A 14731-nucleotide genomic window follows, 5' to 3' on the forward strand; every position below is an offset into this window, starting at 1 on the left:
AGCTGCCAATGAGCATAACCTCCTCACCCATGCCGCACCTTGCCGGGGGCGCCAATACGCTCCCCTCGCCCATTCTGGCGCTCAGTGGGATCGTCAAGACCTTCCCCGGGGTGCGCGCCCTCGACGAAGCGGGCCTCAAGGTCTACCCGGGCCAGGTGATGGCCCTGCTCGGCGAAAACGGCGCCGGCAAGTCCACCCTGATGAAGGTGCTGACTGGCATCTATCAGGCCGATGCGGGCACCATCAGCTATCGCGGTCAGCCGGTGCACTTCAAGGGGCCCCGCGACTCCCAGGATCAGGGGATCAGCATCATCCATCAGGAGCTGAATCTGCTGCCCGAGCTCTCCATTGCCGCCAACATCTTCCTGGGCCGCGAGCCGCGCACCCGCTTTGGCAACATAGATCACAAGCAGTTGCGCGAGCGGGCAAGCACCCTGCTGGCACGCCTCGGCGTCAGACATGGCCCGGATACCCGGCTCGGGGACTTGTCGATTGGCGAGCAGCAGATGGTGGAGATCGCCAAGGCGCTGTCGTTCGATGCCAGCGTCATCATCATGGACGAGCCCACCGATGCGCTGACCGACACAGAGACAGAGCAGCTCTTCACCGTCATTCGCGAACTGCGCGAGCAGGGCTGCGGCATCGTCTACATCTCCCACCGCTTGAAGGAGATCTTCGAGATCTGCGACCGGGTCACAGTGCTGCGGGACGGCAAGTGGATTGGCGAACAGGCGGTGAGGGAGCTGGATGAAGACAGGATCATCGAGATGATGGTGGGCCGCCGGCTGGAGGAGCAGTACCCGCGCCTGGCGCGCGAGCTCGGCCCCGTCAGCCTGCAGGTGAAAGAGCTGGCCGGCCCCGGCGTGCGCGGGGTGAGCTTCTCCCTGCGTCAGGGGGAGATCCTCGGCTTCAGCGGCCTGATGGGATCCGGCCGCACCGAGCTGATGAAGCTCATCTACGGCGCCAGCCCCATCAGCAGCGGCGCTGTCGAGGTCGATGGCAAGGTACTGGTGCCGCGCACCCCGGCCGACGGTCTGGCCGCGGGCATCGCCTATATCTCCGAGGATCGCAAGGGAGATGGCCTGGTGCTGGAGCTCTCGGTGCGCGAAAACATGAGCCTGTGCGCCCTCGGCGAGTTCATCACTCACGGCAAGATTGACGGCAAGGCCGAGCGCCAGGCGGTGGGGGATTATGTGCGTCTGTTCAACATCAAGACCCCGAGTCAGGATCAGCTCATCAAGCTGCTCTCCGGCGGCAACCAGCAGAAGGTGGCCATCGCCAAGGGGCTGCTGACCCGGCCCAAGGTGCTGATCCTGGACGAGCCGACCCGCGGCGTCGACGTCGGCGCCAAGAAGGAGATCTACCAGCTCATCAACCAGTTCAAGAAGGAGGGGATGAGCATCATCCTGGTCTCCTCCGAGATGCCGGAAGTGCTCGGCATGAGTGACCGCATCCTGGTGATGCACGAAGGGCGCATCAGCGCCGAGTTCAATACCCGGGACGCCAATCAGGAGAAACTGATGGCGGCGGCCGTGGGTAAACAGTGGCAAGCAGAGCAAGAGGCAGCACAATGACAACCCAAACCCTTCCCCGCCGCGGCGTCATGAGCAAGGCATGGTGGATCGAGAACAAGTCCCTGGTGGCCCTGCTGGTGCTGATCGGCGTGGTCTCCTTCCTGAGTCCCAACTTCTTCACCGCCGACAACCTGCTCAACATACTGCGGCAGACCTCGGTCAACGCCATCATGGCGGTGGGCATGACGCTCGTTATTCTGACGGCCGGCATCGATCTGTCGGTGGGCTCCGTGCTGGCCCTGTGCGGCGCCCTGGCCGCCACCATGGTGGCCATGGAGCTGCCCATCGCTCTGGTCATCCCCCTCACCCTGGGGGCCGGCGCCCTGCTCGGCGGCATCAGCGGCCTCATCATCGCCAAGGGCAAGGTGCAAGCCTTCATCGCCACCCTGGTGACCATGACCGCCCTGCGCGGCGTCACCATGGTCTACACCGAGGGGCGCCCCATCTCCACCGGTTTTAGCGAAGGATCCGATCACTTCGCCTGGCTCGGCACCGGCTACCTGCTGGGTCTGCCGGTCCCCATCTGGCTGATGGCCATCGTCTTCCTGCTGGCCTGGTACCTGCTCAACCACACTCGCCTGGGTCGCTACATCTATGCCCTCGGCGGCAACGAATCCGCCACCCGCCTCTCCGGCATCAATGTGGACCGGGTCAAGCTCGCGGTCTACGGTCTGTGCGGCATGCTGTCGGCACTGGCCGGGCTCATCGTCACCTCCCGCCTCTCTTCGGCCCAGCCGACCGCCGGCATGGGATACGAGCTGGATGCCATCGCCGCCGTGGTGCTTGGAGGCACCAGCCTGATGGGGGGCAAGGGCCGCATCATGGGGACCCTCATCGGTGCCCTCATCATCGGCTTCCTCAACAATGCCCTCAACCTGCTCGACGTCAGCTCCTATTACCAGATGATCGCCAAGGCCAGCGTCATTTTGCTCGCCGTGATGATCGACAACAAAAGCAAATAACGACAACCACGCTCACCCATAACAAAGCACAAGGAATGAAACGATGAAAAAGCTCAATACCCTGCTCGCCGCCGCCATCATGTCCGTGCTGGGCACCGCCCAGGCCGCCGATCACTCCCTGGCCATGGTGGTCTCCACCCTCAACAACCCCTTCTTCGTCACCATGAAGGAGGGTGCCGAAGCCAAAGCCAAGGAGCTGGGCTACGAGCTGGTGGTGCTGGACTCCCAGAATGACCCGGCCAAGGAGCTTGCCAACGTGGAAGATCTCACCGTACGCAAGGTGAGTGCCATCCTGATCAACCCCACCGACTCCGACGCCGTGGGCAACGCCATCCGCCTGGCCAACAAGGCGAGCATTCCGGTGCTGACCCTGGACCGCGGCGCGGCCCAGGGTGAGGTCAAGGCTCACATCGCCTCCGACAACGTGGCTGGCGGCAAGCTGGCTGGCGACTTCATCGCCGAGAAACTGGGCAAGGGCGCCAAGGTGATCCAGCTCGAAGGGATCGCCGGTACCTCCGCCGCCCGGGATCGCGGCGAGGGCTTCGCCCTGGCGGTGAAGGCGCACCAGTTCGAGGTGCTGGCCTCCCAGCCCGCCGATTTTGACCGCACCAAGGGGTTGAACGTCATGGAGAACCTGCTGGCCGCCCACGGCGGGGTACAGGCGGTGTTCGCCCAGAACGACGAGATGGCGCTGGGGGCCATCCGCGCCGTGCAGGCGGCCGGCAAAGAGGTGATGATAGTGGGCTTCGATGGCACCGACGATGGCAAAGCCGCCGTGGCCCGTGGCAAACTGGCCGCCACCATCGCCCAGCAACCTGCGCTGATCGGTGCCATCGGTATCGAAACCGCCGACAAGGTGCTCAAGGGTCAGCCGGTGGAGCAGTCCATCCCGGTGCCGCTGCAAGTGGTCAGCCAGTAAACCATAGGGGGAGGTGCGCCTCCCCCTGCCTTTTTCTGCCAGTGCCGCCTGGCCTGGGCCCACCCAGACCAGGATGTACTCAACCAAGGGTGATAGGAATGAATCGTCTCTTAGTCCTCGGCAGCGTCAATGCGGATCACGTGCTGCGCGTCCCCCACTTTCCCCGCCCCGGTGAAACCCTGGCCGGCCACAGCTACCGGGTCGTTCCCGGTGGCAAGGGCGCCAATCAGGCGGTGGCCGCCGCCCGCCTCGGCGCCGCCGTCTCCTTCATCGCCCGCATCGGCGACGACGCCATCGGCCATCAGATGAAAACAGGCTTTGCCCAGGACGGCATCGACGTGAGCGCCGTCGAGCTAGACGACACCCTGCCCACCGGCATCGCCATCATCTATGTGAGCGACGAGGGGGAGAACAGCATAGGCCTCTCCGCCGAAGCCAACGGCGCTCTCACCCCGGCCGTGGTGAAAGGCCACGAGGCGATGATCGCCGACGCCCATACCCTGCTGCTGCAACTGGAAGTGCCGCTGGAGAGCGTGTTCGAGGCCGCCCGCCTGGCGAGATCCCACGGCACCCGGGTGGTGCTCAACCCGGCGCCCGCCCAGCCCCTGCCCGCCGAGCTGCTGGCGCTGGTGGACCTCATCACCCCCAACCAGACCGAGGCCGAGCTGCTGACCGGGGTCAGGGTGACGGACGAAGCCAGCGCCCGGGAGGCGGCCGCCCGCTTCCACCAGATGGGCATAGGTGAGGTGATGATCACCCTGGGGTCCCAGGGGGTCTATTGCAGCAAGGGGCAGCAGCAGGCGCTCATGGCTGGCTTTCGGGTCGAGGCGGTGGATACCACGGCGGCCGGGGACACCTTCAACGGCGCCCTGCTGGCGGCCGATCTGGCCGGCGCCAGCTTCCAGGACGCGGTGCGCTTTGCCCACGGCGCGGCCGCCCTCTCCGTCACCCGCTTCGGTGCCCAGAGCTCCATTCCGACCAGGCAGGAGGTCGACGCCTTCCTCCTTGAACAGACTGCGCAGGGGTACTGATGGCCAATATCAAGGAGGTGGCGGCGCGGGCGGGGGTGTCGACCACCACTGTCTCCCACGTCATCAACGAGACCCGCTTCGTGGCCGAAGAGACCCGTGAGCGGGTGTTCGCCGCCATGCGGGATCTCAACTATGCCCCCAGCCTGGTGGCTCGCAGCCTCAAGGTCAAAGAGACCCACAGCATCGGCATGCTGGTCACCACCTCCAGCAACCCCTTCTTCGCCGAGGTGGTGCGCGGGGTGGAGCGTTACTGCTTCGAGCAGGGTTACAACCTGATGCTGGGCAACACGGAGGGAGAGGCCCAGACGGCGCTCTCCTACCTCAAGATGATGCTCAGAAAACGCGTGGACGGCCTGCTCATCATGTGCAGCGAGGGGCAGCAGGAGGTATTCAACCAGCTCGACTGGCTGGGTACTCTGCCCGTGGTGGTGATGGATTGGGGGCTCGACAGCGACAGGGTCGACCTCATCGCCGACAACTCGCATCTGGGGGGCTATCTGGCCACCCGACACCTGATCGATCTCGGCCACAGGGAGATTGGCTGCATCATGGGGCCCGAGGGGCGCGCCCCCTCCACCCAGCGTCTGGCAGGCTTTCGCCAGGCGATGGCGGAGGCCGCACTCCCGGTGCGGCCCGAGTGGTTGCAGGGAGGGGAATTTGATTGCGCCAGCGGCTTTGCCGCCATGACCCGCCTGCTGGCCATGCCCACCCGGCCGAGCGCCCTCTTCATCTTCAACGACATGATGGCCATGGGGGCCATCAGCGCCGCCCACCAGGCGGGGCTCAGGGTGCCGGAGGATATCTCCCTCATCGGCTATGACAACGTCGAGCTGGCCCAGTACCTCTCCCCTCCCCTCACCACCATCAATCAGCCCAAGGAAGCCCTGGGCCGCCTCGCCGTGACCCGGCTGCTGGCGCGTATCCATGGCGAGCAGATAGCCAATCGCCTGATCACCCAGGAGCCCGATCTGGTGATCCGCCAATCCTGTCGCCGCTACTGAGCAAGGGTTCATCCGCTGCCACCCACGACAAAGAGGGAGCCCAAGGCTCCCTCTTTGTCGCTGGCGCCTGACCGGCGCCGGGTTGGAGCGCCCCCTCAGGCCTGCAAGCCGCTGGCGGGGCGGGTCACCTCTCTGAGCCGGGCCGGCCAGAGGGTGGTGAGCCCCAGAGCCTGCACCAGGGGTTGCAGGGCCGCCGCCTCCTCCTCGCTGGTGCGACAAGGGGTCCAGTAGACCAGGGGCCAGCCGCCCCTGGCCAGGGACATGGTCGCGCTCCCCACTTCCTCCAGCGCCAGCATCAGATCGGCCCGAAGCACCAGCGCCTTGAGCTCGGGATCCTCCTTGGCCAGAAACGGCAGACCGACGATGATGCGCCCGCTCGCCAGGTGGATCAGGGTGCTGCGCAGCAGGCGGGCGAGCTGGGGCTTGCTCATCCCCAGCAGCAGTGGCAGGGGGGTCATGGTGTAGGCCTGGGCCAGCACATGGGCCATCACCTCCTCCAGCAAGCCGGACTCTTCCAGCCAGGCGAGGGGGCAGCTCTCCCCATTGTGCCAGCTGAGGGTGAGTCGCATCGCCAGGGGAGAATGATGGGCCGCGACCATGGGCTCCAGATGTATCGCCAATGGCATGGCGGATCCCTGCTCCAGCCAGCGTTGCAGCCTCCACACCTGCTGATGGCGCTGTTGCAGCTGGCCGAGCATGGCGAGGCTGAACTGGACCAGATCCCCCTGTTGCCCCCCCTTGGCCTGATTGAGCGCCAATATGGTGTGGTCTATCAGGCTGTCACGGGTGTCCCCCTCCTCCGTCAGCGCCAGACCCAGACGGCAGCGCAGCTGAAAGCTGCTCTCCCGGGTGCGAAAATCGAACGCCAGCAGCGCCAGCAACTCCTCTGCCCGGCTGCGGCAGGCATGGGCATCGGGGCAATCCTCGATGACGCAGGCAAACTCGTCCCCTCCGAGCCGAAAGGCGTGGCCATGGGGCCAGCGCGTCAACTTGTCTGCCACTACCTGCAACAGGCGATCTCCCACCTGATAACCCAGTTGATCGTTGACCTGCTTGAACCGCTTGAGATCCAGGATCACCAGGGCCACCAGGCCCCCCCGACCCAGGCAGAGGTCGAGCTGCTCATGCAGGGCGAGCCGGTTGCCAAGCCGGGTCAGGGGATCGGTGCGTGCTTGGCGACGATTGAGCATGTTGGCCCGCACCAGGGCGCCGACCAGCAGCACACCGGCCACCAGCAGGGTCAGCTGCCACACCTGCAACAGCAGCATATTGCGGCGGATCTCGGTCACCGACGCCTCCCGCTCCTCCCCGGTGAGCACCACCCGGCTCACCTGCTCGAGCCGCTTGCTCGCCGCCCCCAGGCGCCGTTGCAGGCGATCGAGCTCGGGCCCCTCCAGCAGCGTCCCCGCATCCATCTGGGGTTCGATGGACTTGAGTTCATCAAACAGCTCATTGGCAATCTCGGCCAGGCCCAGCTGGCCACGCACCACCCGGGTCTCCTCGCTCACCAGGAAGATGTCGATGCGGTTCCAGAACAGATCGTATTCCAGGGAGAGCGCCTCCATGCTCCCGACCCCGCCCCGGTAGAGTTTCAGCTCATAGAGAAAGCGTTGGGAGTCGAGCAGCAGCTGGTGAATGTTCCAGTGAGAGCCGCGGTAGAAGTAATCCACCAGGCGCTCATGCTTTTGCTGCAGCATCAATCCCCACACGGAGGAGCCGATAAACAGCAGGCAGACCCCGATCAGCAGGGCGTTTTGCAGGGCGCGACGCCTCAATCGAGCACCTCTATCCGCACGATCTGCCACACCATGGAGGCCTGCACGTTGGGATCTTCCGCCAGTTTGGGTGCCGAAGAGAAGGGAAACAGCAGCCAGAAGGGGCCCTTGTTGCGGCGGGTCAGGGGCTTGCCATCCTCGCTCATGGCCAGGATCAGGGGGTAGCCTTCATAGTCCGAGAGGCGCACCTCATGGCTGTAGTTGTTCAGGGCGACCGCATTGACCCGACCGGCCTTGGGGCTGATCTGGCGGATCACGTCCCCCAGCAGCGGGCCGCGATAGCCATGCCGGCCCTGGGTCCAGGGGGTGCCCGTTTCGAAAGAGACCTGAGGCAGGGCCTCAAGCTCGCTGCGTTTGAGACTCTTGCTGCTCCCATCTGGCGCAACCAGGGTCAGTATGGTCGCCTCGCTGGCCTGGGCCCATGGCGCCATCAGACCGCCGAGCAAGACAGTGGTGGCAAGCCACCTGGTGATCGTCCGTGTCTGCATCCCTTGCCCCTCTATTGTGATATCCATCAGCACTGTCTCATTCGAGTTTGCTGTCTTATCAGGGAGAGTGCAACTGCCTTGCTCGGCAGGGGGTAGAAAGCGCCGCTATTGTACGCCCATGTGCTCGCTCAGGGGCAGACGACCAAGACTCAATGGCGTTCGCGCATCTCCATCCAGTTCTCCCCCTCCATTGACTTGGGTTGATGCACACCGCAGCGTTGCAGCAGCTCATCCACGAAGGCCGGCACCAGCAGGGAGGCGGGGCCGTAGCGCTTCTCGTCAAACTGGCTGCCGACCTCGCTCGGCTCCAGGTTGAGCTCCAGAGTATGGGCCCCATTGAGACCAGCTTCATGGATGAAACCGGCCGCCGGATAGACGGCCCCCGAGGTCCCGATGGAGATGAAGAGATCGCACTGGGCCAGGGCGCCGTAGATGCGATCCAGCCCCAGCGGCATCTCGCCAAACCAGACCACGTGGGGGCGCAGCGGCTGGGGAAACTGGCAGCAGGAGCAGAGTGCCTCCTGGCTCAGGTCGCCGCGCCACTCGATCACCTGGGCGGAGACGGGGCAGCGGGCCTTGAGCAGCTCGCCGTGCATGTGGATGAGCTGCTTGCTGCCCGCCCGCTCGTGCAGATCGTCGATGTTCTGGGTGATCAGGGTGACCTGGCCCGGATAGAGGCGCTCGAGTCGCGCCAGGGCGTAATGGGCGGGATTGGGATGGACGCTCTCCTGCTGCAGCTGATGACGGCGGGCATTGTAGAACCCCTGCACCAGGGCGGGATCCCTGGCATACCCCTCAGGGGTCGCCACATCCTCCACCCTGTGCTCTTCCCACAGGCCATCGCTGGCGCGAAAGGTCTTGATGCCGGACTCGGCAGAGATGCCGGCTCCGGTCAATATCACTATCTGTTTGGGCGCTTGCATGCACAACTCCTTGACGCAGCCGATGGGGAGACCTTAGCACAGCGCCTGGGAGGGGCCTATTCGCCCTTGGTATTAGGGATGAAGGGGATTTCACAGACAGGGGACACCTGGCTCGCTCCGGGGATAAAAGAGGCCCAAGCGGCCCTTGTTGCCCGGCCGCTCGCGCTGCGGGGTGGCCTATTCCCCTTCGAGATCAGGCGTGGCTGGCACCGCCGTGGCGGCCAGCAGCGGATCCAGGGCAGCGAGATCGAGGCGCACGAAGATGAGTTCGCGGCCGGTGACCAGGGTCAGGGGCAGCCCCAGCCCCTTGAGCAGCCCCAGCATGGGCCTGTTCTGGGCCAGCACCTCGGCGGTCCACTCGCCAATCCCCTCCCCCCGGGCCAGGATGGCCAGAGCCAGCAGCAGCCGACGTCCGGCCCCCTTGTGCTGAAAATGGTCGGCGACGATGCAGGAGAACTCGGCCCGATCCGGGTGCAGGCGGCGCCGAACCGACTGGGCCTGGGCCAGTGGCTCTCCCCCGGCGTCGCACAGCAGCAAGGAGATCTGCCGCTCTCTGGGATAGTCGAGAAAGAAGCTCACCTGCTCCGGGGTCGGGGGCTGCTTGGCTCGCATGAATCTGAGATAGACGCTCTGCTGGCTCAAGCCGGCGAACGCCTGCACGAGGCGCGCCTCATCCCCCGGCCCCAGCTCGTGCAGGGTACAGCGCTCCCCCGCCAGCACCATGGTGAGGGGCAGATCGCCACGGCGCCGGGCCGGCCGCCAGCCGGCCAGGCCACGGCGAAGGCGCGCCTCGTCCTGAGGCCAGCAGAGATAGCGCGCCATCTACCAGCGCCCCGCCGCGCCCAGCAGCCGCCAACGTTCCTCATCCTGCAGGTTGAGGCTGTCATCCAGATAGATGGCGATCCCCAGATCCCGCACCCGCCCCATGAAGCGGTCCAGCAGGGAATCCGCCGGGGCGCTCTCCCACTCCTGGGCCAGTCGCTGCCCCAGCAGCAGGTGCTGGAAGGGCAGGCGCTCGATCAGATCGAACGGCAGGTGTTCGCCATTGTCGAGCAGCAGGGCCAGCTTGACCCCCGCCAGGCTCGCCTGCAGCACCAGGGCAAAGGGCGCCTGGGCCGTGAGCAGCGCATCCCGGCGCTGGATCACCAGGGTCAGCGCCTGGGGAGCGCGCCCCAGCTCCTCGAGCCAGGCCTTCAGCTCGGGCCACTCCTGGCTGAGTCCGGCCAGGGGAAGCCAGAGCTCGCCCCCGGTCGGGGGATTAGACTGCAGGCTCAAGGTGCCCAGGCTCGCCCCCTGCCAGGTACGTATGGTGCGACGCAGCCCGTGGAGGCGACGCCGATGCTGGGGGCCCAGATAGATCACCTTGAGCTGGCGCAGCAGCTCCTCCTCCTGCAGTGGCTTGGCGAGGGCGGCGAGGACGTTGAAACCGGCATCGTGCAGCAGGCGACGGCTGCCGTCGATCAGGGTCTGCTCATGGGCGGAGAGCAGGATGAGGGGCAGCGATTGATATTGGGGGTTGGCCAGCAGAAGGCTGATGGCGTCCTGCTCCGCCAGGCTGAGGTCACACAAGAGCAGGCCTGTGTTGCCCTCGGCCAAGGCCTGCAGGCAGGCGGCCCCATCCTGCACCCAGCGGCACGGCAGACCGAGGGCCCGGAGCTGCAGCTGGAGCTGGGCCCCCTGAAAGGGGTGATCCTCGAGCAGCAGGATCTCAAGACCGGCCAGCCAGTCACCCCACTGCCGATGGCGCAGCGCCAGGGCATCCTGCCAGGGTTCGTCGAGCCGATACACGCCCTCCCCCTGCGACATGGCGGCCAGATAGTCCGCCCCCTGGTGGGCGGCGGGGTCAAACAGGGCGATGGCCCCGTTGGCAAACAGCCCGGCCCACTGCCAGCTGGCATCGGGCCGGGCACGCCACAGCTGGACATGGCTCGGCAGGCCGCTGGCCCTGGCGTGGTGATAGGCCTGGTTATCCAGGGCGTAGAGGGTCACGGCATGAAAGCCTGTGCCCTCCTCGGCCGGGGACTCCAGCAGAGCCATCAGCTCTTCCTCAGTGATGATCATTGTCTCTGTCTCTCGGTCAAGCGGCGCGCCGTCTCATCCAGCGCCAGGCGCAGCAAGGGGATCAGGGCTGGTGCAGGATCCTTGTGCCAATCGTCCATCGCCTGCAACAGGGGGTCAGCCGCCACCATTTTCGCCGCGCCCCGCATCTTGTGCAAATGGCTATTGATCTGGTTGCCGTCCCCTCTGGCCAGCGCCTGGGCCAGGGCCTCTATGTCCCGGCTCGTGCTCTCCACATAGAGGGCGATCAGGGCGTCGCTCAAGGCGGGCATGGTCCAGGGGGCAGACGCCACCTGGGCTGCGGATGGGGACTGGCCCTCCTCCGGGCGGGGGGATGCCCGCCGGATCCGGCGCAGCAAGGCGGCGAGATCCACCAGTCGCAGCGGCTTCTCAAAGCGGCCATCACAGCCGCAGGACGCCAGGCGCCGGGCCGCCAGCTCGCTCACATCGGCGGTGATGACGTAGACGGGCAGTGCACGATAGCTGGGATTGCCCTTCAATTGCTGGCAGAGCTCGGCCCCGTCCATCACCGGCATCTGCAGATCGGTCAGCACCAGATCCACCTCCTGTTCGGCCAGCACCGCCAGCGCCTGCTGCCCCTGGCTGGCGCACCAGACCCGGGCGCCGAGCTGGCCCAGCTGCATCCGTAGCAGGGCCCGGTTCATGTCATGGTCTTCCACCAGCAATACCCGCAGCCCCTCGCCCGCCTGCTGCAAGCGGCCCTGGCCATCGACGCTGCTCTCCTCTTGCAGCAGGCTCACCAGGGTGCCGGGTATCCAGCTCTTGCCCTGCCAGAGCCAGGTCAGCAGCCCCTGCTCATCCTGCTGCTGGGCCAGACAAGGCACCCCGTCCCCGGGCGCAACCAGGACCAGGTTGAGCCGACCGAACCAGGGCTGCAGCCGTGCCAGCTCGCCCTCGGGCAAGCGGGTCGTCAGGGTCGTGGCGGGCAACACCCTGACCGAGTCCGGCATGGAGGTCCCGAGGGGCAAGGTGGCGATGAAGCGACTGCCCCCGCCGGGGTTGGGGCTCACGGCGATGTGACCCCCCATCTGCTCGATCAGCTGGCGACAGATGGCCAGCCCCAGCCCTGTGCCCTGGGCCCTCAGTTGACCGCTCACCTCCCCCTGCTCGAACGGGGCGAACAGCCGGGGCATCAGCTCCTGAGCGATCCCTGGCCCCTCGTCATCGACGCCGATCCGCAGCCGCTTCTCGTCCCCGTCCTCGCGCAGATCTGCCCAGAGGCAGACGCTGCCACGATGGCTGAACTTGATGGCGTTGGAGAGCAGGTTGTGCAGCACCTGCCCCAATCGGTGGGGGTCCAGCTCGAGCTGGGCCGGCAACGAGGCGCAGAGATCCAGCCGCAATTGCAGGCCCTTGTTGCGGGCCTTGGGCCAGTGCACGGCGGCGACCCGCTCGCACAGCAGCACCAGATCCGTGGGCTGGGGAGTCAGGCTCAGCTTGCCGCTCTCGTTGCGGCTGAAATCGAGCACGTCATTGAGCAGCCCCAGCAACTCGTCCCCCGCCTGGCGCACGCTGGTCACGGCCCCCTGCTGCTCGTCGCTGAGGGGGGTGGCGGCGAGCCACTCCAGCCAGCCGAGGATGGCATTCATGGGGGTGCGGATCTCGTGGCTGATGGCAGCCAGGAAGCGCCCCTTGGCCTGCATCGCCTGCTCGGCCCTGGCGTGGGATCGCTGCAGCGCCAGCTCCTGCTCCACCTGCATGGTGGCATCCAGCACCACGCCATAGACACGCCACTCCCCTCCGTCGAGCCGCCGTCCGCGGCCGTGGAACTGCAACCAGCGCAGTCCCAGGGTCGGATGCCGGTAGCGCAGGGCGTGGGAGACCGGCTCCCCCGCCGCCAGCAGCCTGGGCATGCGCACCTGCAAGCGGCGCCGGTCGCCATCGTAGAGAGCGGCCAGGGCCTTGAGGGGCTCGCGCCGCAGCCGGTTGCTCGACACCCCGAGCAGGGCGAAGCTGCCCCGGCTGACGAATTCCATCTCCCCCAGCCTGCCGCCACGCAGCACAAACTGCACCACCATGCCCGGCACCGTATTGGTGAGGGCCCGCAGCCGTCGCTCCGCCTGACGGGAGAAGCGTTCGCGCTCGCGCAGTGAGCTGATGTCGGAGAGGGCGATAAGCTCCCCCGCTGGCCCCCGCTGATCGAGGCGCAGCGGGATCTGGGCATAGGAGAAGACTCGCTCCCCCAGGGTCAGCTCCCCTTCGGTGGCGCCTATCTCGGAGGGAGGCAGGGCGATGGGGCCGGGGTAGCGCGCCTCCAGCCGCTTGCCGCGCTTGTTGCGCTTGATGATGTCGCCATTGCCATCGCGCAGGAAGACCGGAACCGGCAGGGCCTGGAACAGGGATTCACGAAAGCGGCTCTCGATGGCCAGGGCCTGCTCGGCGGCGAGGCGCTGCGCCATCTCCTGGGAGAGCTGCTGGCGGGAGCGCCAGATCAGGGTGATCACAGCGGCACTGATCAGCAGGGCCAGCAGCACGGAACCGAACAGCACCCAATAGCTGACGCCACTCTGCTGGGTGAGGACGAGCCGATGCCAGCGCTGGGTCAGCTCCGTCATCTGCTCGTTGTTGAGGGTCATCAGGCCCTGATCCAGCACGTTGGCCAGCAGCTGGTGCTGCCGGTTGATGGCAAACCCCAGGGCGAATCTGTCATGCAGCTCGGTCACGTTGAGCCCGGCCAGCTGATTGCTGCGCAGGGGATATTGCAGCTGATAGAGCTCGCTGAGCAGCCAATCCGCCTTGCCGCCGCGCAGCTCGGCCAAGCCCTGATCCACATCCCTGACCCGGACCCAGGCCGCATTGCCGTAGCCGGACAACATGTCCGGATCGTAGAGACTGGTGGGCACCAGCACCCGCTCTCCCCTGAGCTCGGCGAGCCGTACAATCTTGCGATCCCTGGGGGAGACGAGGGCGAAGCGGTTCTCGGCGATGGTGCGGCTGAAGGCGAACTCCTGGCCCAGGCGAGGCGACTCGAGCAGACCCGTCATCATGTCCACCTCCCCATGCCTGAGTCTGGCCAGGGCCTCCTCCCGGCTGGCGGCCACCACTATGTCAAAGCGCAGCCCCGTCTGCTGGCCGACCCAGCGCAGCACGTCGCCGCTCCAGCCGGTCAGCTGACCCTGCTCGTCGACGCCGCTGTAGGGCATGAGATCCGGATTGACCGCCAGACGCACCCGGCTGCCCCGCCCCGCCAGCCAGGCCTGCTCCTCGTCGGTGAAATAGACGGGGTTGATGGTCTGCTTGCCATCGGCCAGATAACGCTCCAGATCCTGATAGAGGGCCCCCGGGGTCAGGTAGCGGATGCCGGTGTCGATCAGCCGCTTGAGTTCGGGCCTGTCTTTCATCATCAGGCGGTAGCCTATCACCCAGTCATCGTTGCGCAGCCGATGCAGCCGCAGCCCCTCCGCCGGGTTTTGCCGCATCAGGTGACGCAGTTGCAGGTAGTCGCCGAGATAGGCGCTGCCCTCGCCCGCCTTGAGCGCCTCGAACCAGCGCCCGGGATCGGCGAGGGGCTGCTGCCTCGCCTTGGGGTAGAGTCGGGATAGACGCGCCGACTGCTGCCACAGGGGCGAGGTGAGGAAGACGGCGTCATTGAGCTTGCCACGGTAGAGGATGGCGGACTCGGACTCCAGAACGGGACGACTGTAGAGCCGCCCCAGGGCCGCGGCCGGAGTGGGGCCTATGTGGGGCACCAGATCGCATCGGCCCGATTGCAGCCCCTCCCCGACCGCCTGCCAGTTCGGCAATCGCAGCGCGACCAGGGGCACCGGCAGTGTGCTGGCCAGCCTATCGAGCTGATCCATCAGAAAGCCGCCCTTCTCCTCCAGATAGGGAGGACGCACCAGCGCCGGATAGCAGAAGGTGAATTTGTCGTGGGAGGCCACGTAATGAAGAGTAGAGGGGGGCAGCGGCAGCACTATGGCCTGGGCCGTGCCGGCCAGCAGCCAGAAGCAGAGGGGAAGCAGACGGGTCATGGCATAGC

Annotated in this window: 11 protein-coding genes; 5 read left to right on the plus strand and 6 right to left on the minus strand. The window is 66.3% G+C overall.

Annotated features, from left to right (window positions below; genetic code table 11):
* Positions 1 to 8 precede the first annotated feature (8 nt).
* From rbsA to ACEUCR_RS01595, 5 genes are all read left to right on the plus strand, one after another.
* Positions 9 to 1574, plus strand: a complete 1566-nt coding sequence (gene rbsA, locus ACEUCR_RS01575; protein WP_408787662.1) for a ribose ABC transporter ATP-binding protein RbsA — start codon at positions 9 to 11, stop codon at positions 1572 to 1574.
* Positions 1571 to 2536, plus strand: coding sequence for a ribose ABC transporter permease (rbsC, locus tag ACEUCR_RS01580; protein ID WP_392441142.1), 966 nt, complete (start codon positions 1571 to 1573; stop codon positions 2534 to 2536). Before rbsA ends, rbsC begins: the two co-directional genes overlap by 4 nt.
* A gap of 43 nt (positions 2537 to 2579) precedes the next feature.
* A complete protein-coding gene (gene rbsB, locus ACEUCR_RS01585) occupies positions 2580 to 3455 on the plus strand; it encodes a ribose ABC transporter substrate-binding protein RbsB (RefSeq protein WP_041992448.1) in 876 nt (291 codons plus the stop codon).
* Positions 3456 to 3553: 98 nt separating this feature from the next.
* Positions 3554 to 4486 (plus strand): ribokinase, encoded by a 933-nt coding sequence (gene rbsK, locus ACEUCR_RS01590; RefSeq protein WP_408787665.1) that lies wholly within the window; start codon positions 3554 to 3556, stop codon positions 4484 to 4486.
* Positions 4486 to 5487 (plus strand): substrate-binding domain-containing protein, encoded by a 1002-nt coding sequence (locus ACEUCR_RS01595; protein WP_408787668.1) that lies wholly within the window; start codon positions 4486 to 4488, stop codon positions 5485 to 5487. The genes rbsK and ACEUCR_RS01595 overlap by 1 nt, the downstream gene beginning before the upstream one ends.
* Positions 5488 to 5582: 95 nt before the next feature.
* Here the strand turns inward: ACEUCR_RS01595 and ACEUCR_RS01600 are convergent, their stop codons facing one another.
* The 6 genes from ACEUCR_RS01600 to ACEUCR_RS01625 all read right to left on the minus strand — a co-directional run bounded on the left by ACEUCR_RS01600 (position 5583) and on the right by ACEUCR_RS01625 (position 14723).
* A complete protein-coding gene (locus tag ACEUCR_RS01600; protein ID WP_408787671.1) occupies positions 5583 to 7262 on the minus strand; it encodes a diguanylate cyclase domain-containing protein in 1680 nt (559 codons plus the stop codon).
* A complete protein-coding gene (locus ACEUCR_RS01605) occupies positions 7259 to 7777 on the minus strand; it encodes a hypothetical protein (protein WP_408787674.1) in 519 nt (172 codons plus the stop codon). Before ACEUCR_RS01605 ends, ACEUCR_RS01600 begins: the two co-directional genes overlap by 4 nt.
* 122 nt (positions 7778 to 7899) lie before the next feature.
* The gene (gene cobB / locus ACEUCR_RS01610; RefSeq protein ID WP_392441152.1) at positions 7900 to 8673 is read right to left on the minus strand and encodes a Sir2 family NAD+-dependent deacetylase; all 774 of its coding nucleotides are present in this window, start codon (positions 8671 to 8673) and stop codon (positions 7900 to 7902) included.
* A 177-nt stretch (positions 8674 to 8850) separates the two neighbouring features.
* Complete coding sequence (locus ACEUCR_RS01615; protein WP_111872757.1) at positions 8851 to 9495, minus strand: GNAT family N-acetyltransferase; 645 nt, start codon at positions 9493 to 9495, stop codon at positions 8851 to 8853.
* Positions 9496 to 10734, minus strand: coding sequence for a response regulator (locus tag ACEUCR_RS01620; protein ID WP_408787676.1), 1239 nt, complete (start codon positions 10732 to 10734; stop codon positions 9496 to 9498).
* Positions 10731 to 14723, minus strand: a complete 3993-nt coding sequence (locus tag ACEUCR_RS01625; RefSeq protein WP_408787679.1) for an ATP-binding protein — start codon at positions 14721 to 14723, stop codon at positions 10731 to 10733. Before ACEUCR_RS01625 ends, ACEUCR_RS01620 begins: the two co-directional genes overlap by 4 nt.
* Positions 14724 to 14731 lie beyond the last annotated feature (8 nt).

This window comes from Aeromonas bivalvium, from assembly GCF_046078285.1.
GTDB classification, from domain to species: domain Bacteria; phylum Pseudomonadota; class Gammaproteobacteria; order Enterobacterales; family Aeromonadaceae; genus Aeromonas; species Aeromonas bivalvium.